Source organism: Lentzea sp. JNUCC 0626 (assembly GCF_043632865.1).
Classification (GTDB): domain Bacteria; phylum Actinomycetota; class Actinomycetes; order Mycobacteriales; family Pseudonocardiaceae; genus Lentzea.
In genome coordinates this window covers 7,490,879-7,512,992 of the sequence record NZ_CP171635.1, presented here as the reverse complement: position 1 = coordinate 7,512,992, position 22,114 = coordinate 7,490,879, and the positions used below count along the sequence as shown (strand labels likewise).

At 68.8% G+C, this 22,114-nt stretch carries 25 protein-coding genes and 1 riboswitch; of the genes, 8 read left to right on the top strand and 17 right to left on the bottom strand.

What is annotated here, in order from left to right; all coding sequences use genetic code 11:
• Nucleotides 1-10: 10 nt before the first annotated feature.
• Nucleotides 11-1,072 carry a right-handed parallel beta-helix repeat-containing protein gene (locus JNUCC0626_RS34620; protein ID WP_394614939.1) on the top strand — a complete coding sequence of 354 codons (1,062 nt, stop codon included), beginning with the start codon at nt 11-13 and terminating at the stop codon, nt 1,070-1,072.
• On the opposite strand, the gene JNUCC0626_RS34615 is transcribed toward JNUCC0626_RS34620, so the two are convergent.
• Together JNUCC0626_RS34615 and JNUCC0626_RS34610 are read right to left on the bottom strand one after the other, a co-directional pair.
• Nucleotides 1,069-1,644, bottom strand: a complete 576-nt coding sequence (locus tag JNUCC0626_RS34615) for a nucleoside/nucleotide kinase family protein (protein ID WP_394622163.1) — start codon at nt 1,642-1,644, stop codon at nt 1,069-1,071. The genes JNUCC0626_RS34620 and JNUCC0626_RS34615 overlap by 4 nt on opposite strands.
• A 23-nt stretch (nt 1,645-1,667) precedes the next feature.
• Nucleotides 1,668-2,513 carry a PfkB family carbohydrate kinase gene (locus tag JNUCC0626_RS34610; RefSeq protein ID WP_394614938.1) on the bottom strand — a complete coding sequence of 282 codons (846 nt, stop codon included), beginning with the start codon at nt 2,511-2,513 and terminating at the stop codon, nt 1,668-1,670.
• 34 nt (nt 2,514-2,547) lie between these two features.
• Between JNUCC0626_RS34610 and JNUCC0626_RS34605 the strand changes: the two genes are divergently transcribed.
• Together JNUCC0626_RS34605 and JNUCC0626_RS34600 are read left to right on the top strand one after the other, a co-directional pair.
• On the top strand, nt 2,548-3,522 hold the full coding sequence (locus JNUCC0626_RS34605; RefSeq protein WP_394614937.1) for a LacI family DNA-binding transcriptional regulator: 975 nt from the start codon (nt 2,548-2,550) through the stop codon (nt 3,520-3,522).
• Nucleotides 3,516-4,247: a sugar phosphate isomerase/epimerase family protein gene (locus tag JNUCC0626_RS34600; RefSeq protein ID WP_394622162.1), complete on the top strand. Its 732-nt coding sequence runs from the start codon at nt 3,516-3,518 to the stop codon at nt 4,245-4,247. Before JNUCC0626_RS34605 ends, JNUCC0626_RS34600 begins: the two co-directional genes overlap by 7 nt.
• Here the strand turns inward: JNUCC0626_RS34600 and JNUCC0626_RS34595 are convergent.
• The 4 genes from JNUCC0626_RS34595 to pyrE form a co-directional block, all read right to left on the bottom strand.
• Nucleotides 4,237-5,334, bottom strand: coding sequence for a glycoside hydrolase family 76 protein (locus tag JNUCC0626_RS34595; protein ID WP_394614936.1), 1,098 nt, complete (start codon nt 5,332-5,334; stop codon nt 4,237-4,239). The genes JNUCC0626_RS34600 and JNUCC0626_RS34595 overlap by 11 nt on opposite strands.
• Before the next feature lie 25 nt (nt 5,335-5,359).
• Entirely contained in the window at nt 5,360-5,971 is a 612-nt protein-coding gene (locus JNUCC0626_RS34590; protein ID WP_394614935.1) for a TrmH family RNA methyltransferase, read from the bottom strand.
• 25 nt (nt 5,972-5,996) lie between these two features.
• Entirely contained in the window at nt 5,997-6,365 is a 369-nt protein-coding gene (locus JNUCC0626_RS34585; RefSeq protein WP_394614934.1) for a DUF2784 domain-containing protein, read from the bottom strand.
• Between the two features lie 63 nt (nt 6,366-6,428).
• Nucleotides 6,429-6,983 carry an orotate phosphoribosyltransferase gene (gene pyrE, locus JNUCC0626_RS34580; RefSeq protein ID WP_394622161.1) on the bottom strand — a complete coding sequence of 185 codons (555 nt, stop codon included), beginning with the start codon at nt 6,981-6,983 and terminating at the stop codon, nt 6,429-6,431.
• Between the two features lie 65 nt (nt 6,984-7,048).
• Here pyrE and JNUCC0626_RS34575 point away from each other — a divergent pair, with 65 nt between their 5' ends.
• Nucleotides 7,049-7,600: a hypothetical protein gene (locus JNUCC0626_RS34575; RefSeq protein WP_394614933.1), complete on the top strand. Its 552-nt coding sequence runs from the start codon at nt 7,049-7,051 to the stop codon at nt 7,598-7,600.
• Between the two features lie 6 nt (nt 7,601-7,606).
• Here the strand turns inward: JNUCC0626_RS34575 and JNUCC0626_RS34570 are convergent, their stop codons facing one another.
• The 7 genes from JNUCC0626_RS34570 to JNUCC0626_RS34540 all read right to left on the bottom strand — a co-directional run bounded on the left by JNUCC0626_RS34570 (nt 7,607) and on the right by JNUCC0626_RS34540 (nt 12,107).
• A complete protein-coding gene (locus JNUCC0626_RS34570) occupies nt 7,607-8,044 on the bottom strand; it encodes a hypothetical protein (protein WP_394614932.1) in 438 nt (145 codons plus the stop codon).
• Nucleotides 8,041-8,958: a WXG100 family type VII secretion target gene (locus tag JNUCC0626_RS34565; RefSeq protein ID WP_394614931.1), complete on the bottom strand. Its 918-nt coding sequence runs from the start codon at nt 8,956-8,958 to the stop codon at nt 8,041-8,043. The genes JNUCC0626_RS34570 and JNUCC0626_RS34565 overlap by 4 nt, the downstream gene beginning before the upstream one ends.
• Nucleotides 8,955-9,269, bottom strand: coding sequence for a hypothetical protein (locus tag JNUCC0626_RS34560; protein ID WP_394614930.1), 315 nt, complete (start codon nt 9,267-9,269; stop codon nt 8,955-8,957). The genes JNUCC0626_RS34565 and JNUCC0626_RS34560 overlap by 4 nt, the downstream gene beginning before the upstream one ends.
• Before the next feature lie 37 nt (nt 9,270-9,306).
• Nucleotides 9,307-10,080: an SDR family NAD(P)-dependent oxidoreductase gene (locus tag JNUCC0626_RS34555; protein ID WP_394614929.1), complete on the bottom strand. Its 774-nt coding sequence runs from the start codon at nt 10,078-10,080 to the stop codon at nt 9,307-9,309.
• Between the two features lie 49 nt (nt 10,081-10,129).
• Nucleotides 10,130-10,306 (bottom strand): LPXTG cell wall anchor domain-containing protein, encoded by a 177-nt coding sequence (locus tag JNUCC0626_RS34550; RefSeq protein WP_394614928.1) that lies wholly within the window; start codon nt 10,304-10,306, stop codon nt 10,130-10,132.
• Between the two features lie 182 nt (nt 10,307-10,488).
• On the bottom strand, nt 10,489-11,223 hold the full coding sequence (locus JNUCC0626_RS34545) for a hypothetical protein (RefSeq protein ID WP_394614927.1): 735 nt from the start codon (nt 11,221-11,223) through the stop codon (nt 10,489-10,491).
• A gap of 74 nt (nt 11,224-11,297) precedes the next feature.
• The gene (locus JNUCC0626_RS34540) at nt 11,298-12,107 is read right to left on the bottom strand and encodes a helix-turn-helix transcriptional regulator (RefSeq protein ID WP_394614926.1); all 810 of its coding nucleotides are present in this window, start codon (nt 12,105-12,107) and stop codon (nt 11,298-11,300) included.
• 112 nt (nt 12,108-12,219) lie between these two features.
• On the opposite strand from JNUCC0626_RS34540, the gene JNUCC0626_RS34535 reads away from it, so the two are divergent.
• Nucleotides 12,220-13,248 (top strand): aldo/keto reductase, encoded by a 1,029-nt coding sequence (locus JNUCC0626_RS34535; protein ID WP_394614925.1) that lies wholly within the window; start codon nt 12,220-12,222, stop codon nt 13,246-13,248.
• Between the two features lie 52 nt (nt 13,249-13,300).
• Here the strand turns inward: JNUCC0626_RS34535 and clpB are convergent, their stop codons facing one another.
• Nucleotides 13,301-15,883 (bottom strand): ATP-dependent chaperone ClpB, encoded by a 2,583-nt coding sequence (gene clpB / locus JNUCC0626_RS34530; RefSeq protein ID WP_394614924.1) that lies wholly within the window; start codon nt 15,881-15,883, stop codon nt 13,301-13,303.
• Nucleotides 15,884-16,009: 126 nt separating this feature from the next.
• On the opposite strand from clpB, the gene JNUCC0626_RS34525 reads away from it, so the two are divergent.
• A complete protein-coding gene (locus tag JNUCC0626_RS34525; RefSeq protein WP_394614923.1) occupies nt 16,010-16,393 on the top strand; it encodes a VOC family protein in 384 nt (127 codons plus the stop codon).
• Here JNUCC0626_RS34525 and JNUCC0626_RS34520 read toward each other — a convergent pair.
• Complete coding sequence (locus JNUCC0626_RS34520) at nt 16,291-17,898, bottom strand: MDR family MFS transporter (protein ID WP_394614922.1); 1,608 nt, start codon at nt 17,896-17,898, stop codon at nt 16,291-16,293. The genes JNUCC0626_RS34525 and JNUCC0626_RS34520 overlap by 103 nt on opposite strands.
• 197 nt (nt 17,899-18,095) lie before the next feature.
• On the bottom strand, nt 18,096-18,731 hold the full coding sequence (locus JNUCC0626_RS34515; RefSeq protein ID WP_394614921.1) for a pyridoxamine 5'-phosphate oxidase family protein: 636 nt from the start codon (nt 18,729-18,731) through the stop codon (nt 18,096-18,098).
• 319 nt (nt 18,732-19,050) lie between these two features.
• Here JNUCC0626_RS34515 and JNUCC0626_RS34510 point away from each other — a divergent pair, with 319 nt between their 5' ends.
• A complete protein-coding gene (locus JNUCC0626_RS34510) occupies nt 19,051-20,154 on the top strand; it encodes an FAD-binding oxidoreductase (RefSeq protein ID WP_394614920.1) in 1,104 nt (367 codons plus the stop codon).
• A 6-nt stretch (nt 20,155-20,160) separates the two neighbouring features.
• Nucleotides 20,161-20,245: riboswitch (ZMP/ZTP riboswitch) on the top strand.
• A gap of 13 nt (nt 20,246-20,258) precedes the next feature.
• Nucleotides 20,259-21,476: a serine hydroxymethyltransferase gene (gene glyA, locus JNUCC0626_RS34505; protein WP_394614919.1), complete on the top strand. Its 1,218-nt coding sequence runs from the start codon at nt 20,259-20,261 to the stop codon at nt 21,474-21,476.
• On the opposite strand, the gene JNUCC0626_RS34500 is transcribed toward glyA, so the two are convergent.
• Nucleotides 21,459-22,034: a TetR/AcrR family transcriptional regulator gene (locus JNUCC0626_RS34500; RefSeq protein WP_394614918.1), complete on the bottom strand. Its 576-nt coding sequence runs from the start codon at nt 22,032-22,034 to the stop codon at nt 21,459-21,461. The two genes, glyA and JNUCC0626_RS34500, sit on opposite strands and share 18 nt — an antisense overlap.
• Nucleotides 22,035-22,114 lie beyond the last annotated feature (80 nt).

The window sequence follows — 22,114 nt, the reverse complement described above, 5'->3', positions numbered from 1 at the left end:
TTTCTTCGTTGTGCCCATTCTGTTTTTCGCGGGGGCCACCACTGCCCAGGCGCAGGCCGATCCGCAGTGCGGCGACAAGATCACCACCAGCGTCACCCTGACCGCCGACCTGACCTGCGCGGACGTCGGCCTGGTCATCGCGGCCGACCGGGTCGTGCTGAACCTCGGCGGCCACACTCTGAGCGGCAAGATCGCGCTCAAGGCCGAGAACGTGGCACGCGCGGTCGTCCGCAACGGCGGCATCAGCGGCGACCGGATCAGCGGCCTGACCCTCACCGGCACCAGGACCACCACGTTCGACAACGTGGCGCTCTACACGGGCATCGACGCGAAGGACGCCAGGGACACGGCGTTCCAGCGCGTCCAGCAGACCAACCGCAGCAGCGAGATGACGTTCGCCCAGGACACGACGGTCCGCTTCCAGGACTCGCTGGTCGAGGCCCACCGGTTCAGCTGCGCGACCAGGAGCGACTGCCGGCTCACGCAGACCAGGACGTCGATCGCCGACAACTTCGCGAGCGGTGCGGACGCGCCCATCACCGTCGTCGGCGGCAGGGTCGCCGCCACCTGGATCTGGGGTGGCCGGTGGTCGTTCACGGGCGCCGAGGTCAGCTCGTCGTTCGTCCGGACCGCCTCGATCTCCCTGACCGACTCGGTGACCTCCGGGTTCGTCCTGGAGACCACCAGCGCGACCTTCCTGCGCAACCAGGTCGGCGGGAAGGGCCTGCTGATCGGCAAGATCACCAACGGCTCGTTCCGGATGAACACCTTCAAGAACGGCCAGGCAGTTGGGCTGATCGTGAACGTGACCACCCCGGCGCGACTGACGTTCGAGGGCAACTCGTTCGCCGGCAACGGCCACACCTCGGACCTGACCGACAGGAGCGGCAACCTGGTCAAGGACGGCCTGCACGTGCACGTCGGCACGGGCTCGGACGTCCTGATCAAGGCCAACCGCGCCGAGGGCAACGCCCAGTACGGGATCTGGGCGCAGCCCGGCATCGCGACCGATGGCGGCCGCAACACCTCGACGAACGACCCGCTCGGCTGCTTCGGGGTGACGTGCCCCTAGAGCACCTCGGTGATCAGCAGGTCCGCTGATCCCTTCGACGAGTTCACCATCAACGCGTTGACGTGGTCGGTGCCGTGCAGCACCCGCTCCTCCGCCTCCGACAGGGTCCGCCCGTACCGCAGGTGGCGGTCGATCAGGCGCTGCACGCGCACGTCCTCGTCGATGAACAGGAACCACGCCTCGTCCAGGATGATCCGGACGCGCTTCCACTTGTCGTAGTTGAGCAGCAGGTAGTTGCCCTCGGTGACGACGAGCGGGACGTCCGGGTGCACCGGCACGGCGCAGGCGATCGGTTCCTCGATCTCGCGGCGGAACTCCGGCGCGTAGATCAGGTCCGGCCCGCAGGCCTTGATCCGGCCGAGCAGGTCCACGTAGCCGGGGATGTCGAACGTGTCGGGCGCTCCCTTGCGTTCGACCAGCCGCAGCCGTTCGAGCACGCTCTGCGCGAGGTGGAAGCCGTCCATCTCGACCAGCACGGCCTGGCCGTCGAGGGCCTCGACGAGCCGCCGCGCGAGTGTCGACTTGCCGGAACCGGGTGCGCCGCCGATGCCGAGAAGCTTGCGCTCACCCATGTCCGCGAGCGCCCGAGCCCGTTCTAGCAGCTCGTCGAACCTGACCTGCTGTCCTGCCACCGCGCCAGCCTCTCAACCCAGTCCCCGACCGCACCGACGCGAACGGCGGCCGCCTCCGACGCGAAGCCGATGGCCTCCACCGGGTCCGCCCCCGACGCGAGCGCAAAGGCGTACGCGCCGTGCCAGACGTCTCCGGCACCGTTCGTGTCCTTCACCTCCACCGCGGGCACGGGCAGCTCTCCGCGCGCGCCGATCCGCGACCAGGTGACCGGCTTCGCACCCTGCGTGCGAATGACCAGCGGCACCCCGAAGGAGTGCACCTCGGCCTCGGACCGCTCGAACCCGGCAGAGCAGGCGGCCACGTCCACCAGCGGCAACAGGTGATCGAGGACAGGTTTCCAGCTCCCGGCGTCGAGCACCACAGGCAATCCGAGCGCTTTCGCCTGGCGAGCGACGGGGATCACCAGTCCGTCGTGGTGCCCGTCCACCAGCACGACGTCGGCGGCCGCCAGCAGTTCGGTCAGGTCCGGCGCGACAACCTGCACCGATGCGTTCCGGGAAACGACCGTGCGTTCGCCGTCGGAGTCCCGGACGACGACCATGCTCACCGGTGTCGTCCCCGCGACGGCGGTGACTTGGACGGGCTCCAAGGCGGCTTGGACGAATTCACCCAGTGCGTCGGCGCCCAACGCGGTGAGCAACGACGCCCGCCCGCCCAGGGCCGCGACCGCCCTGGCCGCGTTCGCCGCAGGGCCTCCCGGCGACAACTCGGCGCCGAGCGAGCGGATCTTCTGTCCAGGATCCGGGAACTCGTCCACCCGTTGGGTCACGTCGAGAGTTGTGAGCCCGACACACAGCACGGCTGCCATCTGGGCTTCCTCCAAACGGGTATGGTCCCAGGCCATGGTCACCATGCGGGATGTCGCGGCTCTCGCGGGGGTCTCCATCACCACGGTGTCACACGTGATCAACGAGACGCGGCCGGTCGCCGGGGACACGCGCGAGCGCGTCCAGAAGGCGATCGACGAGACCGGGTACACGGGGGACGCCATCGCGCGTTCGCTGGTCATGGGCGGCACGAAGTCGCTGGGCCTCGCCGTGTCGCTGGTCTCCCACCCGTACTTCGCCGAGCTGATCGCCGCCATCGAGTCGGAGGCGACTCGCAACGGCTACTCGCTCGTGCTGATCGACACGCGGGACACCCCCGAGTCCGAGCAGGCCGCGGTCAGAATGCTGCGCTCGCGAAGAGTCGACGGGCTGCTGCTCACCCCCTCGGCCGGCGGCGGGAGTCTCGTGCTGCCGGAGCTCAAGAGACTCGCCATCCCGACGGTGCTGGTCGACCGGCTGACCGTCGCGAAGGACATCGACCAGGTCGGGCCGGAGAACGTCCAGGCCACCTCGGGCCTGGTCCGCCACCTCGCGGAACTCGGGCACCGGCGGATCGGCATCGTCTGCGGCAAGGCGGGCGTGGCGACGACCGAGGAACGCATCCTCGGCTACCGCCTCGGCCTCGGCCGCGCGGGCCTCAAGTGGGACGAGGCACTGGTGTCGCAGAGCGGCTGGCTCGCGCCGCTGCTCGACCAGGACGACCCGGCCACCGCCGTCGTCGCCGCCGACCACCTCGTCACGGTCGGCATGCTGCACGAGATGCGCGCCCGCGGGCTCAAGCTCGGCACGGACCTGGCCGTCGTAGCCTACGACGAGGTCGAGTGGGCTACCTTGATCGAACCGCCGCTCACCACACTGGCCCAGCCAGTCGAGGAGATCGGACGGACCGCGGTGAAACTGCTGCTCTCCCGCATCGCTGACCCCGAGAGGCCACCGGAGACCATCCGGCTCTCGCCCTCCCTCATGCACCGGCAGTCGTGCGGATGTTGATCCCCGGCCTCGTCTCGGTGACGTTCCGGCAGCTCACGGTCGAGGAGATCGGCGAGCTCGCGACGGAGTGCGGTCTGCAGGCCGTGGAGTGGGGCGGCGACGTGCACGTGCCGCCCGGCGACTTCGCGGCGGCGCGCAGGGCGTTGGACACCGGCCTGAAGGTGGCGGCGTACGGGTCGTACTACCGCGCCGGGGTCTCCGATCGCGCCGACCTGGCGCCGATCCTGGAGACCGCGGCCGAACTGGACGCGCCGTTCGTGCGGGTCTGGGCGGGCACGGCCGGCTCCGAGGAGACGCCCGACCGCGGACCGGTGATCGAGGCGTTGCACCACGCCGTCGAACACGCCGAGGCGATGGGCACCAAGATCGCGCTGGAGTACCACCGGAACACGCTGACGGACACGCTCGACTCGACGGTGCAGCTGCTGGACGAGGTCGACGGCGTGGTGTCGTACTGGCAGCCGAGCGGCGGTCAGGACGTGTTCTCGGCCGTGCACCAGGTGCGGACGCTCGAACCCGTGACAGCGCACGTCTTCTCGTGGGGTCCCGGTGGCTTCACCGAACGGCTCCCGCTCGCCGAGCGCCGCGACCTGTGGAAGCCGGTGCTGTCGGAGCTCGCGAAGGACGGCGTCGAACGCAACGCGCTGCTGGAGTTCGTGCTCGACGACTCACCCGAGCAGTTCCGCGAGGACGCCAAGGCGTTGCTGAGCTGGATCAAGCCGTAGCGACGTCCAACCCGTGCCGTTCGAGCAGGGCGGCCGCTTCCAGGCACATCCAGCCACCGAGCTGGACGGACAGGTCGCGGCCCTCCTTCTCGTCGGCCGGGACCGTCCACTCCGGACCGAACAGCGGGCCGCTGACGGCCATCACGCGGTTGGTCCACGCCGATTCCGCCGACTGCACCACGAGTTCGCGGGCCAGGTCGGCGGTCTCGTGCCGCTCGGGGTCGAGGTCGGGGATGACCAGCGCGGCCTGGGCGAGGTAGCGCGTGAGGATGCCCGCGAACAGGCCTCCGTCACCGCCGCCCTGGCCTCGGATCACGCCGTTGGTGGCTAGGTCGTCGTGCACGGCCGTGATCGTGCGTGCGGCCTTGTCGAGCCACTTCTCGGCTTGGCCGTGCTGGGCCAGCTCGACGCACGCGCCGATGAGAACTCCTTGGCAGTACGTGTAGATGTTCTTCTCGTACTCGCGGATCTCACCGTCGGGGTGGACGTGCAGGCCGTCCCACGCGAGGCCGTTGCCGGGGTCGACCAGGTGCTCCTCGATCCAGTCCACAGTGGACCGGGCGCGGGCGAGGTCGGTGCGTTCGTTCTGGCGGGCCAGGAAGATCGCCGCCGGGCCGTTCGCGGGGACGTTCTTGAAGTCGTCGTTGCGCTTCCACCAGATGCCGCCGCCGGCGTGGTCGGTCCAGCCGTCGCGCAGCTGGTCGGCGATCGCGGTCAACGCCTTGGGCTTCGCGATGCCGACCTCGCGCTCGGCCCGCTGCAGGGCCAGGCCCAGCCACGCGACGTCGTCGTAGAAGTCGTTGGTCCACCCCAAGACGTTGCGGACCCGGATGCCGCGCACGACCTTGGTGATCGCGGCCTTGCGCAGCTCGTTGGGCGAGCGCAGGTAGCCGTCGATCATGCAGTCCAGCAGGTGCGCCTGCCACCAGTAGTTGAAGCTGGTGTGGATCTTGTCCCGGAAGAGCGGGGGCCACGCCCGCGCCCCGAGGAGCGTGCCCGGCACACCCCAGACCCTGCGCAGGTGCCTGGAGTACACCGCGCGCTCCGCGACACCCGCGCGCGCCGCCAGCAGTTTCGCGATCACCACCTGGTCATGGTGCGTGCTTGAACGATCAAGAAGCTCGGTGAATCGCCCAGTGGTACAGGCCCATGGCGACAGAAGTTGTCAGGTTGTAACTGCTGACCTTCTCGCGCATGGGTAGCCGCACGATCCGGGACGCCTTCGCGCGCACCTCGTCGGAGATGCCGTGGCGTTCCGAGCCGAACGCCAGCACGGCGTCGTCCGGGATCCGGCCTTTCAGCAGGTCGCCGTCCGCGTCGAAGGCGATCAGCTCGCCCGCGAAGTCGAGGCTCGTGACCTTCGCGACCGGCAGTGCGAAGTGCAGTCCGGCCGAGCCGCGCAGGACGTTGGGGTGCCACGGATCGACGTCACCGGTGGAGATCACGCCACCCGCGTCGAGCCCGGCGGCCACCCGGATGGCCGCGCCGAAGTTGCCGAGGTTGCGGGGGTTGTCCAGCAGCACGACCGGGGCGTCGCGGTCGAACGCGAGCTCGGGTCGTTCGGCGAACCCGGCCACGCCCGTCGGGTGCGTGCGGCCCACTCGCAGCTTGAAGTGGTTCTGGTCGACCTCGGTGGCGGCGGCGAACCGCTCGCGCAGGTCGGGGGCGTGCGTCTCGGCGAGGCTGATCGCGGCGGCGAGGTCCGTCGTGATCAACGGGTCCACGTGCCCGCCGAAGCGCAGCGCGTGCTTAACAGCGTGAAAGCCTTCGAGCAGCACGGTGGCCAGCATAGAAGCCGATCCAGGAGACGATCACGATCGACCCCAGCACCAGCTGGACCAGCGTCGACGAGCTCTCCGGGTACCAGACGCCGTCGATGTAGTGATCGATGAACCCGGTTTCCAGCATCGGCATGCCCGCCATCGCCCTGAGGTCGTTCTCCCAGGTCGTGAGGGGGCAGATCGTCGGTGTCAGCAGGCTCAGCACGGCCCACGCGCCCAAGGCCAGGTGCGGGTAGATCACCCAGCGCCACCGCCAGGCGAGGTATCCGCCCACGAGCAGGAACGCCAGCACCGTGAAGTGCAGGAGCATGACCGCTTCAGCGAGAACTCTGGCCATTCGCACCACCCCGTCCCTGTTCCAGACTAGGACGGGGTGGCTCGAAGCGCTCTCGATAAAACCTCAGGCGAGGCCGAGGTCGTTCAGGTCGAGCAGGTAGCGGTACTGCAGGCCCTCGGCCTCGATGGCCTCCTTGGCGCCCGTGCCGCGGTCGACGACCGTGGCCACGCCGATGACGTCGGCCCCGTGCTCGCGCAACGCCGAGACGGCCGTGAGCACCGATCCGCCCGTGGTGGAGGTGTCCTCGACCGCGAGCACCCGCTGGCCGCGCACGTCGATGCCCTCGATCTGCCGCTGCATGCCGTGGGCCTTGTTCGCCTTGCGCACGACGAACGCGTCGAGCACGTCACCGTCCGCCGAGGCGGAGTGCATCATCGCGTAGGCGACGGGATCCGCGCCGAGGGTCAAACCGCCGACCGCGACGAAGTCCCAGTCCGACGTGAGCTGCCGCAGCAGCTTGCCGATCAGGGGAGCCGCCGCGTGGTGCAGCGTCGCCCGCCGCAGGTCGACGTAGTAGTCGGCTTCCTTGCCGCTGGAGAGAGTCACCTTGCCGTGCACCACGGCCAATTCGCTCACGAGACGAGCGAGTTCTGACTTAGCGTTCGAGTCCAAGACCACTTCAGTTCGCACGGGTCGTGAGCTTCGCACATATGAGCGGGCGATGCCTCGTACGCTGCATCACCGTGAGCACCCTGTACGTGGAACAGCCGTGGACGTTCTTGAGCCTGTTGGCCCGGCCGCACTACCGCGTGGAGGTGTTCGACGAACGGGACGTGCCGGTCATGGTGGTGCGCGAGCGCAGCGGTCCCGGCGTCCAGCGACCGTTGCGGCACACCGGGTTCTCCGGCTGGACGACGTTCGACCTCGACGTGGTCGCGCCGAACGGCCAACCGCTCATGCGCATCGAGAAGGGCTTCGGACGCCGTCCGCACGTGCGCGTGACGACGCCGCAGGGCCAGCTCATCGGAACCATCAAGACGCACGGCGCGTGGCAGCAGTCACTGCACGACGCGACCGGGCAGCAACTCTGCTTCTTCGGTGACGTGGCGCGGATCCAGACCGGGGCGCGGGCCAAGCGGAACGGCTCGCGGGTGCGCCGGGACGTCGTGCAGATCAACCCCGCGGTGACCGAGCCGGTGCGCTCGTTGGCGACCGCGTGTGCGGTCGCCTTCGACGTCGTGCGCGGTACCGGGACCAGCCACACCAGCAGTGGCGACGTGAACTGGCCCGTCTGACCTGACCTACCAGGCGTCCTTGCGGAACACGCTCGGGCCGTCGTCCTCGTCGTCGTCGCGGGGAGGCGGCGGTGCGGGCGTGCCGGAGGCGATGACGTCCTCGGGGTCCTGACCTTCTTCGAGCGCCTGGTAGGCGCGCTGGAGGTCGGGAACGCCGACGGCGAGTGCCTGCTGCACGCCGGGATCGTGGATGGCCCGCCCGGCGGCGACGTCGGCCCACGACAGCTCGCCGGCGTCGACCCGCCGTTGCAGGTCCTTGAGCTCCTGCGGTGCCTTCGGCGACTTCGCGAACCGCTCGATCTCGGCGAGGTCCTGTTCGGACAGTCCGCGCGAACGGCGTTGCACCTGGGAGGCCTCCGTCGCGACCTTGCCGAGGTCGTCGACCCTGGAGTCGACCTCGGCGAAGAGCGCCTGCAGGCGTGCCTGGTCGTAGGGGAACGTCACTGCTGACCACCGCCGGTGGGTGCCGGCGCGGGTGCGGGAGCGCCGCCACCGGCTCCGCCGCCACTGCCCGTGCTCGGCGTGCTGTACCGGCCGGACGCGGCCGAGCCAGCCTTGCCGAGGCCGTACGCGCCGAGGCCGACCCCGATCGCGCCGGACTTCGCCGCCGAGACGCCGTTGTCGAACTTCTGCTTGCCGTCCTGCACGCCGTCGACGACGTCGAGCGCGTCGTTGACGTCCCGGACGTCCTTGAGCTTCATCAGCGCCGTGCCCATCGCGACGATGCCGTCGACCATGCCCTTGACGCCCTCGATCAGCGTCATGATCGACTGGATGATCTTGCGGATGGCGTCGACGATCTGGATCGCGTCGTAGACCATCCACACCGCGCGGCCCCAGCCGACGACCGGGATCACCGCGGTCATCGCGGCTTCGAGCAGCATGGTGCAGAGCTTGTCGAGCAGGAACAGCGCGACCTTCGTGGCCGACCGGCAGGCCGAGGCCATCGACTGGAACTTGTTGCCGATGATCCGGGCGACCTGGGAGTCCGCCTCGATCGCGATGACCCACATGGTGTCCATGCGGCGTTCGAAACCCTGTGCCGCGGAGCCGTTCCAGTGCGGGTTGAGCTGGCCGACGCCGTCGCCGACGTTGTGCCGCACGGAGTCCAGCGCCTTGGCGACCTGGTCCCACGCGTTGGCGTTGGCGTCGATCTTCTCGAAGTCACCGACCAGCGGGCTGATCAGCGACTCGATCAGGTTCTCGCCGGTGACCTTCTCGTAGATCCAGTTGACGCCCTGCAGCTTCCACCCGGCGGCTTCGATGAGCTCCTTGGTGGTCTGCCGGCCAGGGCGGTCCTCTGCGGCCGCGTTGAGCGCGACCGACGGGTCCTGGACGTCCGCGTACGCCGTGGTCATCGGCCCCCACCTGCCTGCTTCATCAGCTGCACGCCGTGGAGGTCGACCTTCTCGTAGGAGTCGGCCGCCTTCCTCAGCGCGTCGGCGTCCTTGGTCATCATCTTGTTCGCGAAGTCCAACGTCTCCCCGTACAGGCTCGCGACACCGGTCACGACGGGGTGCAGCAACGTCAGCAGGCCGGTGAACCCGCTGGTGTCACCGCCCTTGGAGATCGCGTGGTCCTTGATGGTCAGGAAGTGCCCGGCGTTGCGGTCCAGCAGTTCGCTGTAGCCCCGCAACTCGTTCGGTTCGACATGGAACTGTTCGCTCACATGCCCTCCGACGCGCCATTCGGCCGAACGGTTCCGGTCAGGTGCGGCCGCGTCCACCGGCGAACCGCGACGCCATCCTGCGCACCAGCTTGCGCGGCAGCCGCGTGGCGATGGTGACGATCGCCTTGTACTGGAGGCCGGGGACCGACAACGGCTTGCCGCGGCGCAGGTCGCGCAGGGCCTCGTGCACCAGCTTCTCGACCGGCACGTACAGCCAGTTCGGGGTCTTGGTCATGTCGATCTGCGCGCGCTTGTGGAACTCGGTCCGCACGAAACCGGGGGCGAGCGCCATGATCCGCACGCCGGTGCCCTCGGCGGCGAGCGCGGTGCCCTCGGAGAACGCCGTCACCCACGCCTTGTCGGCGCTGTAGCTGGTGCCGCGGCCGGGCAGGAAGCTCGCGACGCTCGACACGTTGATGACGTCGCCCTTGCCGCGCGCGATCATGGCCGGGATCGCGGCCCGGCACAGGCGCAGCACGGTGGTGACGTTGACGTCGAGCTGGCTCTGCAGCTTCTCGACGTCGGTGGCGAAGAGCTCGCCGTTGTTCGCGAAGCCCGCGTTGTTGACCAGCAGGTCGACGGCCTGCTCGGCGAGCCGTTGCTCGACCTTGAGCCGGTCGTCGTGGTCGCTGAGGTCAGCCGGCAGGACGTCCACGTGCACGCCGTGCTTGTCGTGCAGCTGCTTCGCGAGTTCCTCGAGTGCGGGCGCGGTGCGCGCGACCAGCACGAGGTCGTACCCCTCCGCCGCGAGCCTGCGGGCGAAGGCGGCCCCGATCCCGACGGTCGATCCGGTCACCAGTGCGGTTGGCATACGTCCGCACGGTAGTCGGTTCAGCGCCGGGGTCGAAGGCCGCCGATGATCACGCTTCGTGCTTCGCCGGGCGGCGCAGCACGAACAGGCGCAGCGCGAGGCCGGAAACGACCAGCGCGACCCCGCCGAACAGCATCCACCCGACCGACGCACCCGTGTTGGCCAGCGTCACGACGGACGCCGTACCGGTCACGGCCACGGCCGGAACAATCTTTCCTCCGTACATCGTGCTTCCCTCCGGGGGGTTCGAGGACACGACGGTTCAACTGAACGGAGTATCTGAATCAGACCCCGATGTTTTACACAGAGAGCTATGTGATGTGAGTCACAGCACTTTAGTCACGGTCTGGAATACCGCTGGCCGGGGCGGTACGGCAGGCGCTACATACGCCTGCCGATCACCCAACGTTAGTTCTGCTTGCGCCCGAAGGACGGCCGGTAGACCTCGCCGCCCTCGTCGTCCTCGGCCACCGGTTCCTCGCGCTCGGACGGGTCCGGGTCGAACGGGTCGATGACGTCCGCGAGCTCACCGACGTCGCGCAGCAGCCGTTCGAGGCGCGCGGGCGACGAGTTGGGCGGCGCGGCGGCCAGCACCCAGTCGTTCTCCATCCAGACGACGGTGACGTCGCCCCCGATCTCCTCGGCGGCGTCGATCAGGTCCGGAGTGATGATCTTGCGGGCGGCGGGCACGTCCGTGACGAACGCGTACCGCGATCCGACCGGCCCGAGCATGTCGGGCATCGGCTTCTTGTCGTCCTCGCGCTGGAACGGCACGGTCGACAGCCAGAGCTCGATCACCACCGACAGCGCCCGCCGGCAACGCACGCCGACCAGCACGGAGTTGACCTTGCCGCCGGTCTCGTGGTCGAGCACGTAGACCTGCCGTCGCCCGTCGGCGGTGAAGGTGGAGCCCGCCACGACGTCACGGGCGAGGCCCGTGCCGTAGTACGCGATGGCCCCGGCTTCCCACCGGGTCGGCAGCACGTGGTCTGTCTCCTCGAACTGCCAGCCGCGCAGGGCAGCCCAACGGCGCCGTTCACGATTACGCGCGGTTCGTTGCGCCCGGTCGGTCGCGAGCAGGGCGAACCCCGCCACACCCGCCACCGCGGCGACGGTGAACCAGACCCACGCCGGTATGCCCACGCGGCCAAGCCTAGTGGGTCGGAGGCGAGGAACGAAGATCACTTCCGCGCGTCGTGACCTCGGCGTGCCTTTCCTCAGTTCAGTTGCGCGATGGCGGCCTGACTTCGCGGGTCCGCACCGCGGTAGATCACCAGCAACTGGTCGGGGTTCTGCAACGGCCTGAGCGTCTCGAAGCTGAGGGCGATTTCCCCGGCGCTGGGGTGTTTCAGCACCTTGGCGCCGCGGGCGTTGAACCTGACGTCGCGCGCGGCCCACAGCCGGGCGAACTCCTCGTCGTCGGCGGCGCACTCGGCGATGAGATCGGCCAGCACCTGGTCGCCGGGGTGCGCGGCCCACGCGGCCCGCAGGTGGGCGACGCCTTCCCTCACCACGCGGTCGCGGTCGACGTACCGCTCGCGGATCTCCGGGTGCAGCAGGCAGAGCCAGACGGCGTTGCGCTTGCCTTCAGGCAGTTCCCGGAAGTCCAGGAGCACCTTCGCCATCTCGTCGTTCCACGCGAGGACGTCGAACCGGTGGTTCATCACCATGGCGGGCCTCGGCGAGAGGTCCTCGACCAGCAGTTTCAACGACTCGGACGCCTCGGTCGCCGCCTTGTCCTCGGTGTGCCGTTGGGTGAGGCCGAGGAGGTACGCGCGTTCGTCGTCGTTCAGCCGCAACGCCCCGGCCAGTGCCTCCGCCACGTCCGCCGACGGCCGCAGCCCGCGTGCCTGCTCCAGCCGGACGACGTAGTCGACGCTGATGCCCGCCAGCTCGGCGACCTCCTCGCGCCGCAGCCCCGGTGTCCGGCGCTGTCGTCGTCGCGGCAGAGCGAAGTCGCGCGGGTCCAGCCGCTCGCGCCGGGTCCTCAGGAAGATCGCGAGCTCCTGCGTCACGTCGGTGAGCATGGCTTCTTCAACAGTCCGGGTAGGACTCGTGTTCCCAGGAAGTTCCTTCCCTTACCCGCCGCTCTGCGTTTGCGGAGCCTGGTGTCTCACCGATTTCCTTGGGAGAAACACCATGTCGCTCGACACCTACCGGCTGCTCGGCCGCTCCGGCCTGCGGGTCTCGCCGCTGGCCCTGGGCACCGCGACCTTCGGCAACGAGTGGGGCTGGGGTTCGTCGGCTGAGGACGCGCGGTCGTTGTTCTCGACGTACGTGGAGCGCGGCGGCAACTTCATCGACACGGCCGCGGCCTACGGCGGTTCGGAAGAGATGCTGGGCTCGCTGGTGCCGGGACGGCGCGACAGCCTCGTGCTGGCGACGAAGTACTCGACCCTGCGCGTTCCTTCCGACCCCAACTCCGGCGGCTCGCACCGCAAGAACCTGTTCGCGTCCGTCGAGAACAGCCTGCGCCGGCTGCGGACGGATTTCATCGACCTGCTGTACGTGCACGTCTGGGACGCGCGGACGCCGTTCGAGGAGGTGCTGCGGGGCCTCGACGACCTGGTGCGCGCGGGCAAGGTCCTCTACGTGGGGATGTCGAACGCCCCGGCGTGGGAGATCTCGCGCATGCAGGCCGTCGCGGACCTGCGCGGCTGGTCACCGCTGGTGGCGTTGCAGATCGAGTACAGCCTGATCAACCGGGCCGCCGAGCGCGATCTCCTGCCGATGGCGGCTGCGCTGGGACTCGGCGTGACGCCGTTCTCGCCGTTGGGCGGTGGGGTGTTGTCCGGCAAGTACTCGGGTGCTGCCGAGGCCGGGACGTCGCGCCGGGAGTTCAACGCCGCGTTGGGGATGGTGAACCCGCGCACGCTCGGGATCGCCGACGTGGTGCGGGAGGTGGCTCTGGAGATCGACCGCACGCCCGCGCAGGTCGCGCTGGCGTGGAACGTGCGGCGGCCCGGGGTGACCGCGCCCGTCGTCGGGGCGCGCACGCCGGAGCAACTCGTCGGGAACCTGGGCGCGTTGGAGGTGTCGCTGACGCCGGAGCAGGTGGCGCGGCTGGAGGAGGCGAGCGCGATCGACCTCGGGTATCCGCACGACGTGCTGTCCGGTGACCACATCCGGACGGTGTTGTCCGGTGAGTTGGCGATTGAAAGCCGCTGAACGCGATGGAGGGGGACCCGAAACGGATCCCCCTCCATCAGTTGCTCTTGACTCACGCGGTGCGGCCCACGATCAGGCCGCTCTGGTCGTCCACCACGTCGACCCGCACCGTGTCGCCGTCCCGCACCTCGCCGGCCAGCAGTTCCTTGGCCAGCTGGTCACCGATCGCCGACTGCACCAGCCGCCGCAGCGGCCGCGCCCCGTACATCGCGTCGAAGCCGTTGAGCGCCAGCCAGTCGCGCGCGGCGGTCGTGACGTCGAGCGTCAGCCTCCGCGCGGCCAGGCGGTCGGCCAGGCGGGCGATCTGGATGTCCACGATGGACGTCAGTTCCTCGGTGGCGAGCGCGTGGAACACCACGACGTCGTCGAGGCGGTTCAGGAACTCCGGCTTGAAGTGGCGTTGCACCACGGAGAGCACGGCGTCCTTGCGCTCCACCTCGGTGAGCGTCGGGTTCACGATGGTCTGCGAACCCAGGTTCGAGGTGAGCACCAGGATCGTGTTGCGGAAGTCGACCGTGCGGCCCTGGCCGTCGGTGAGGCGGCCGTCGTCGAGCACCTGGAGCAGCACGTCGAACACGTCCGGGTGCGCCTTCTCGACCTCGTCCAGCAGCACGACCGAGTACGGGCGGCGGCGGACCGACTCGGTGAGCTGGCCGCCCTGGTCGTAGCCGACGTAGCCGGGAGGCGCGCCGACCAGGCGGGCCACCGAGTGCTTCTCGGAGTACTCGCTCATGTCGATGCGGATCATCGCCCGCTCCTCGTCGAAGAGGAACGCCGCCAGTGCCTTCGCGAGTTCCGTCTTGCCCACGCCGGTGGGGCCGAGGAACAGGAACGACCCCGTCGGGCGGTCCGGGTCGGCGACGCCGGCGCGCGTCCTGCGCACCGCGTCCGACACGACGCGCACGGCCTCGGCCTGGCCGACGACTCGGCGGCCGAGTTCGTCCTCCATCCGCAGCAGCTTGGCGGTTTCGCCTTCCAGGAGCCTGCCCGCCGGGATGCCGGTCCACGCCGCCACCACGTCCGCGACGTCGTCCGGGCCGACCTCCTCCTTCAGCATCGCGGCGTCCTGTGTGGACTCTGCCGCGACCGCGAGCTCCTTCTCCAGCTGGGGGATCCGGCCGTAGCGGAGTTCCGCGGCACGGCCGAGGTCGCCGTCGCGCTCGGCCCGTTCCGACTCGCCGCGCAACGACTCGAGCTGCTCCTTCAACGCGCGCACGCGGTCGATGGAGCCCTTCTCGTTCTGCCAGCGGGCGGTCAGCACGGAGAGTTCCTCGCGCTTCTCGGCCAGTTCGGCGCGCAACGCGTGCAGGCGTTCGACCGAGGCCACGTCGGATTCCTTCGACAGCGCCATTTCCTCGATCTCGAGGCGCCGCACGGCACGTTCGACGGTGTCGATCTCGACGGGCCGCGAGTCGATCTCCATGCGCAGCCGGGACGCGGCCTCGTCGACGAGGTCGATGGCCTTGTCCGGCAGGAAGCGCGCGGTGATGTAGCGGTCGGACAGCGTTGAGGCGGCGACGAGTGCGGCGTCCGTGATGCGCACGCCGTGGTGCACCTCGTAGCGTTCCTTGAGGCCGCGCAGGATGCCGACCGTGTCCTCCACCGAGGGCTCGCCGACCAGCACCTGCTGGAAGCGGCGTTCCAGGGCGGCGTCCTTCTCGATGTGCTCGCGGTACTCGTCGAGGGTCGTGGCACCGACCATCCGGAGTTCGCCGCGGGCCAGCATCGGCTTGATCATGTTGCCGGCGTCCATCGCCGACTCACCGGTCGCGCCGGCACCGACGATCGTGTGCAGCTCGTCGATGAACGTGATGACCTGCCCGGCCGAGTCGGTGATCTCCTTCAGCACGGCCTTGAGCCGCTCCTCGAACTCACCGCGGTACTTGGCGCCCGCGACCATCGAGCCGAGGTCCAGCGACACGACCTTCTTGCCGCGCAACGACTCCGGCACGTCCCCGGCCACGACGCGCTGCGCCAGACCCTCGACGATCGCCGTCTTGCCGACACCGGGTTCGCCGATCAGCACGGGGTTGTTCTTGGTGCGCCGCGACAGGACCTGCACGACGCGGCGGATCTCGGCGTCGCGGCCGATCACCGGGTCGAGCTCGCCCTTGCGCGCACGTTCGGTCAGGTCGACGCCGAACTTCTCCAGCGCCTTGTAGGTGCCCTCGGGGTCGGCCGACGTCACCCGCGCCGAACCGCGCACCTTCGTGAACGCCTCGGTCAGCGCGTCGGGCGTGGCACCGTGCCGCCGCAACAGGTCGGCCACCAGCCCGCCGTACTGCGCGAGCCCGACGAGCAGGTGCTCGGTGGACACGTACTCGTCACCCATCTCGGTGGCGAGCTCCTGCGCCCGGTTGATCACCCGCACGGCGTCGCGCGAGAACTGCGGAGCGGACACGGTGGAACCGGACGCGCTCGGCAGTCCGCGGGAGAGCTGCTCCAGCTCCTTGCGCACCTGCTCGGGGTCGGCACCCACGGCCGACAGCAACGGCGCGGTCAACCCGTCCGTCTGCGCCAGCAGTGCGCTGAGCAGGTGCACGGAACCCACGTCGGGGTTCCCGTTCAGCGTGGCGGCCTGCACCGCCGAGGACACGGCCTGCTGCGTCTTGGTCGTCGGGTTGAAAGCGTCCATTCCTCCACCTCGTGGTCAGCCTCCAGCATGGACCATCATCCCGCACAACGTCAGAAAAGTTGAGTCTGTTCCGCTCAACCCTGAAAACGCCCTGGATCACACCGCCGGTTAGGCGAAGATCAGCCCATGACGTCCATCATCCACAACATCACCGTCGACGCCCGGGACTCCTACGAGATCGCCTCGTGGTGGGGCCAGGTGCTCGGCCTGCCGCTGGACCCGGAGGACAACCCCGGCGACCCGGAGTGCCTGATCCACCTGCCGAGCGGCATCCGCTACCTGTTCATCAACGTCCCGGAGTCCAAAGACCGCAAAAACCGGCTGCACATCGATCTGCAGCCGGTGAGCGGCACCCGCGACGAGGAGGTGGACCGCCTCGTCGGCATCGGCGCGACGATCTTCGACGATCAGCGCAGGCCGGACGGCACGGGTTGGGTCACGATGCGCGACCCCGAGGGCAACGAGTTCTGCGTGGAACGCAGCGCAGCCGAACGAGCCGCAACGTCCTGACCAGCGTCACTCGAAAGCACCAACAGCTTGTCCACAGCAGGGGTGGAGTTATCCACAATCCGCTGTTCAGTATCCACAGGTGAATCAAGTTCAGTGGCGACCGTCTGTACACCAGAACCCGATGGGGTGACATCCTCGACCGAGTCACGCAGCGGCTGCTCCTTGATCAGCAACACCGCGATGACCGTGAACACGGCCAGCCCGGCGGCGATGAGGAACAACTCGCCCATGGCGTCCCCGTAGGAGTCCCGCACCACCGGCGACAGGGACCCGCGGTCGAGCGTCTTGGTGCTCACCTGGGCAGCCAACACGGCCCCGAGCACCGAGACGCCGGCCGTCCCGCCCAACGACCGCAGGAACGTGGCCGTGGAACTGGCCGCACCGAGATCGGACATCCCGACGCCGTTCTGCACGGCCAGCACCAGGTTCTGCATGGTCAGCCCGACCCCGACCCCGACGAGGGCCAGGTAGGCACCCATCAACACCAGGTTCGTCCGGTGATCGATCGTCCCGAGCAACGCCAACCCCGCGACCAGCGAGAACGACCCCCACACCAGGTAGCTCTTCCACCGCCCGCTCTTGGCGATCAACTGCCCGCTGACCGTCGACGAGATGCTCAACCCGAGCACCAACGGCACGGTCAACAACCCGGCCTTCGTGGGCGAGAACCCACGCGCGATCTGGAAGTACTGCCCCATGAACACCGAGGCCCCGAACATCGCGGTCCCCACCGCAACGCCCCCGAGCATCGCCAGCACCACGGTCCGGTTCTTGAACAGGTGCAACGGAATGACCGGCGCGCTGGCCCGCCGCTCCACGAAGTAGGCCCCCACGATCGCGATCAACGAGCCGCCCACGAACAGCGCACTCTCCCGACTGATCCAGGCGAAGTCCTTACCCGCGAACGACACCCACATGAGCACCAGGCTCACGCCACCGGTGATCAACGTGGCACCGAGGTAGTCGATCTTCACGTGCTGCTTCTTCACCGGCAGGTGCAGCGTCTTGTGCAACACGGCCAACGCCACCAGCGCCAGCGGCACGCAGACGAAGAAGCACCACCGCCACCCGGGCCAGTCGACGAGGAACCCACCGACCAACGGCCCACCGACCGTCCCGGCCGAGATCACCATCCCGGTGTACCCGCTGTACCGCCCACGCTCACGAGGGCTGAGCAACGCGCCGACGACCACCTGCCCCAGCGCCTGCACACCACCCATCCCGAGCCCCTGGACGACCCGGAACCCGATCAGCTGCTCCATGTTCTGACTGAGCCCCGACAACACCGAGCCGATCACGAACAGCACGATCGCGGACTGCAACAGCCGCTTCTTGTCGAAGAGGTCCGCGAGCTTCCCCCACAGGGGCGTGCTGGCGGTGGACGCGAGAAGCATCGAGGTGATGACCCACGTGTACTGGGTCTGCGTGCCTTTGAGCTCGGCCAGGATCGTCGGGAGAGCGTTCGAGACGATGGTGGAGCTGAGGATTGCGACGAGCAACGCCACCCAGATACCGGACAGCGCTTCGAGGATCTCCCGATGCGACGAGGGCCGACTCAAAACCGGCACACCTCCAGTAGTTAGTTGATGTCATACAACTATATCTGGAGATACTTAGCCACGACAACGAACTGGGGTGGCTGATGGGTCACACCCAGACTCGCCGGAGCCGCTCAAGGGGAGGTCGGCAGACGCTCAGGGCATCAGGACTCGGCGGCCTTCGCAGCCTTCGTCTCGAAGAAGTCGCCGCCCTTGCGCCGGACGTCATCCGTGCCCCAGTCCCGGATCCGATCCACGGGCACCATCCGGGGGATGTGCTTGCGACAGTGGATGTAGGCCTCCTCGACGGACACCACCACCCACCGCTCGACCTTCCGGTCCTCCCCGGCCAGCTCGGCGAACTCCTCGAGAGGGGCGATCCGAGCGGCCCCGTTCACGTGCAGCCCGATCAGGTCCTCGGTGAAGTCCAGCATCAGCATCCCGACGTGCGGGTTCTCCATGATGTTGCCGAGAGAGGCCATCACCCCGTTCCCCCGGTACTCGGGATAAACGAGGGTCCGCGAGTCCACCACGTGCAAGAACCCGGCAGGCCCGGCCCGCAACGAGGAGTCGCACTCCCCATCAGCGTCAGCAGTGGAGATGAACGCCATCTCCATCTTGGCGACGAACGACTGCATCAGCGGGTTGAGGTGGTCCAGCACCTGGTCCGAGTAGAAGCGCGTAGCGCGATCGGTCGTCTCCAGGGCACATTGGAGGAAGTGCTCACCACGTGAGCCGGGCAAGGCGTCGCTCTCAACACGGTCGGGTGAGGTGGTCGAAGTCAACTCTGGCAGGGACACGCGCCCAACCCAAGCACGCAAGCACGCAACCCGGTACAGACGGACCCTCACATTCACACTGTTGCGGTAACAACTAGTCACGTAGAGTTACCGTGCTTCGCTCGAAGGTGGCATCAAGGAGTCAGGAGGCTCGATCAGGGGTTAGTGTCCACTCTGTCGGGGGACGGATGCTTGACGAGTAACGACAGCGCCCCAGCCGGCGCTACTCAGAAACACCCAATGAGAACGTGGAGACTGCGCGCGGACCATGACTGCGAACGCTGTGCTGAGCCCCATCCCTACCCCGCCCCACCGGGAACCCCCGCCTGGCGTCACCGCGATGGTGCGCATGATCCGGGAGAGCTTCGCGGTGGTGGAGCCGCATTCCGAAGAAGTGGCGAAGTTCTTCTACGGCATGCTCTTCTCGCTCTCGCCTGCCACACGCGAGATGTTCCCCGCGAACATGGAGGTGCAACGCAGCCGTCTGCTGCGCGCCCTCGTGCACGTGGTGCAGATGGTCGACCGCCCGGACGACCTCATTCCCTTCCTGCGTCAGCTGGGGCGTGACCACCGCAAGTTCGGTGTCATCAACGTCCACTACGAGGCGGTCGGGACGGCACTGCTGTCCGCGGTGAAGAAGTTCTCCGGCGCCGCCTGGACGCCCAAGGTCGAGATGGCGTGGGCCGAGGCCTACACCCTCATGGCCAGGGCCATGCAGGAGGCCGCGGACGCCGACAACGGGCCCGCCTACTGGCACGCGACGGTGCTGGAGCACCAGCGCGTCTCGTGGGACCTCGCGGTCGTGCGGCTGCAGCCGGACCACCCGGTGAGCTACAAGGCCGGTCAGTACGTCAGCGTGGAGACGCCGCAGCGCAAGCGCTTGTGGCGGTACTTCTCGCCGGCGAACGCACCGCGCGAGGACGGCGTCATCGAGTTCCACATCCGGTCCGTCGACGGCGGCTGGGTGTCTCGCTCGGTGGTCGGCCACACGCAGGCCGGTGACACGTGGCGCATCGGACCGCCCATGGGACGTCTGTCGGTCGACCGCACGGCCGGCACGGACATCCTGATGGTGGCCGGTGGCACGGGTATCGCGCCGATGCACGCGATCATCGACGAGATGGCGCAGTACGGCGAGAACCCACGCGTGCACCTGTTCTACGGCGGCCGCACCCGCGAGGACCTGTACGACCTCGACAACCTGCAGCGCATCGCGACCACGAACCCGTGGCTCACGGTCGTGCCGGTGCTGGAGTCGGACCCCGGTGTCCGCGGAGTCGAGCAGGGCAGCCTTGCCGACGTGGTCACCCGCTACGGCGCGTGGGAAGAGCGCGACGTCCTGGTCTGCGGCAGCCCCGCCATGATCAGGTCCACGGTGTCCCGCATGCTGGTCGCGGGAACTCCGCTCGACCGGATCAAGTACGACCCGTTCACGCTGGACTAAGCTCGGCACGTCGTAAGCGACTGGCGTGCCGAGGGTGGAACTGACCACCGGGAAGCGACGGCCGAGCGCACCGAACGCCTGGGTGCCCGGCACGGAGTGATGCCGTGCTGCGCGAAGCCGATCCCGAGATCGCCGCCCTGATCCAGGCCGAGGAACGTCGTCAGGCCAGCAAGCTGCGCATGATCGCGTCGGAGAACGACGTGTCGCAGGCCGTGCTCGAGGCAACAGGCTCGGTGCTGACGAACAAGTACTCCGAGGGCTACCCCGGCAAGCGGTACTACGAGGGCCAGCAGGTCGTCGACCAGGTCGAACAGCTCGCGATCGACCGGGCGAAGGCCCTCTTCGGCGTCGAGCACGCGAACGTCCAGCCGCTGTCCGGCGCGCCCGCGAACCTGGCCGTCTACCTGGCGTTCCTGCAGCCGGGCGACACCGTGATGGGCATGGCGCTGCCGATGGGCGGCCACCTCACGCACGGCTGGAGCGTGTCCGCGACCGGCAAGTGGTTCAACGCGGTCCAGTACGAGGTCCGCAAGGACACCGGTGTCGTCGACCTGGACGAGGTCCGCGCGCTGGCACTCGCCGAACGCCCGAAGGTGATCTTCTGCGGCGGCACGGCGATCCCGCGCACCATCGACTTCCCTGCGTTCGCCGAGATCGCGAACGAGATCGGCGCGCTGCTGGTCGCCGACATCGCGCACATCGCCGGGCTCGTCGCGGGTGGCGCGCACCCGTCGCCGGTCGGGCACGCGCCGGTGATCACCACGACGACGCACAAGACGTTGCGCGGACCGCGTGGCGCCATGATCCTCACCGACGCCGAGCACGCGAAGGCGATCGACCGCGCGGTCTTCCCCGGCCTGCAGGGCGGCCCGCACGACCACACGACGGCCGCGATCGCCGTGGCGCTGCACGAGGCGTCGCAGCCGGAGTTCCGCGAGTACGCGCACATGATCGTCCGCAACGCGCAGACGCTCGCGGGCGCCTTGCTGGAACGCGGCTTCGACCTGGTGTCCGGCGGCACCGACAACCACCTGATCCTCGTGGACCTGACCTCGAAGCTGATCGGTGGCAAGCCTGCCGCGCGGGCGCTCGACCGGGCGGGCATCGAGCTGAACTACAACGCGGTCCCGTTCGACACCCGCAAGCCGTTCGACCCGTCCGGCATCCGGCTCGGCACGGCGGGCGTCACGACCCGCGGCCTCACGCCGGAGCAGATGCCGTTGATCGCCGGCTGGATCGACCGCGCGATCGCCGAGCACGACGACGAGCAGGCGCTCGACCGCATCGCCGCCGAGGTCGGCGAGCTACTCGCCGCGCTCTAGCCTGCCAACGGCCTCGCGCACCTCGCCGAACGTCCGGCGGGCGACTTCCGCGAAGTCCCCGCCGGTCGGCAGCCACCGCTCGTAGCCGTGGTTGAAGGCGAGCACGCCCAGCTCAGCGGCCACCGCGGCCTCCAGCTCCGGCACCCCGCGCCGCTTGAGCGCGTCCGTCATGGCGACGGCGAACCCGACCATCTTCAACGCGGACCGCTCGCGCAGCTCGTCGTTGCCCGCGATCACCGCCAGCCGCTGCGGCCCGTGCGCCCGGCGTTCCTCGGTGAACGTCTCCGCGGTCGCCACCAGCGCCGCCTCGACGGCCTCCAACGGTCCCGTGCCCTCGGGCGCACCGGCGATCGCGCCGGTCATCAGGTCCGCCAGCACGTCCTGGCCGCCGAACAACACCTCGCGCTTGTCGCGGAAGTGCCGGAAGAACGTGCTCTTGGTGAGCCCGGCGCGTTCGGCGATCTGCGCGACCGCGGTGTTCTCGTACCCCTGCTCGCTGAACAGGTCGAGTGCGGCGCGCACCAACCGCTCCCGCGCGTCCGGCTCCCATCGACCCATGCCTCCATCCTAAGTGATGCGACTTAGTCCCATCACTCTGCTACGGTTGATGAGACCAAGTCCCATCACTCGTCACTGAA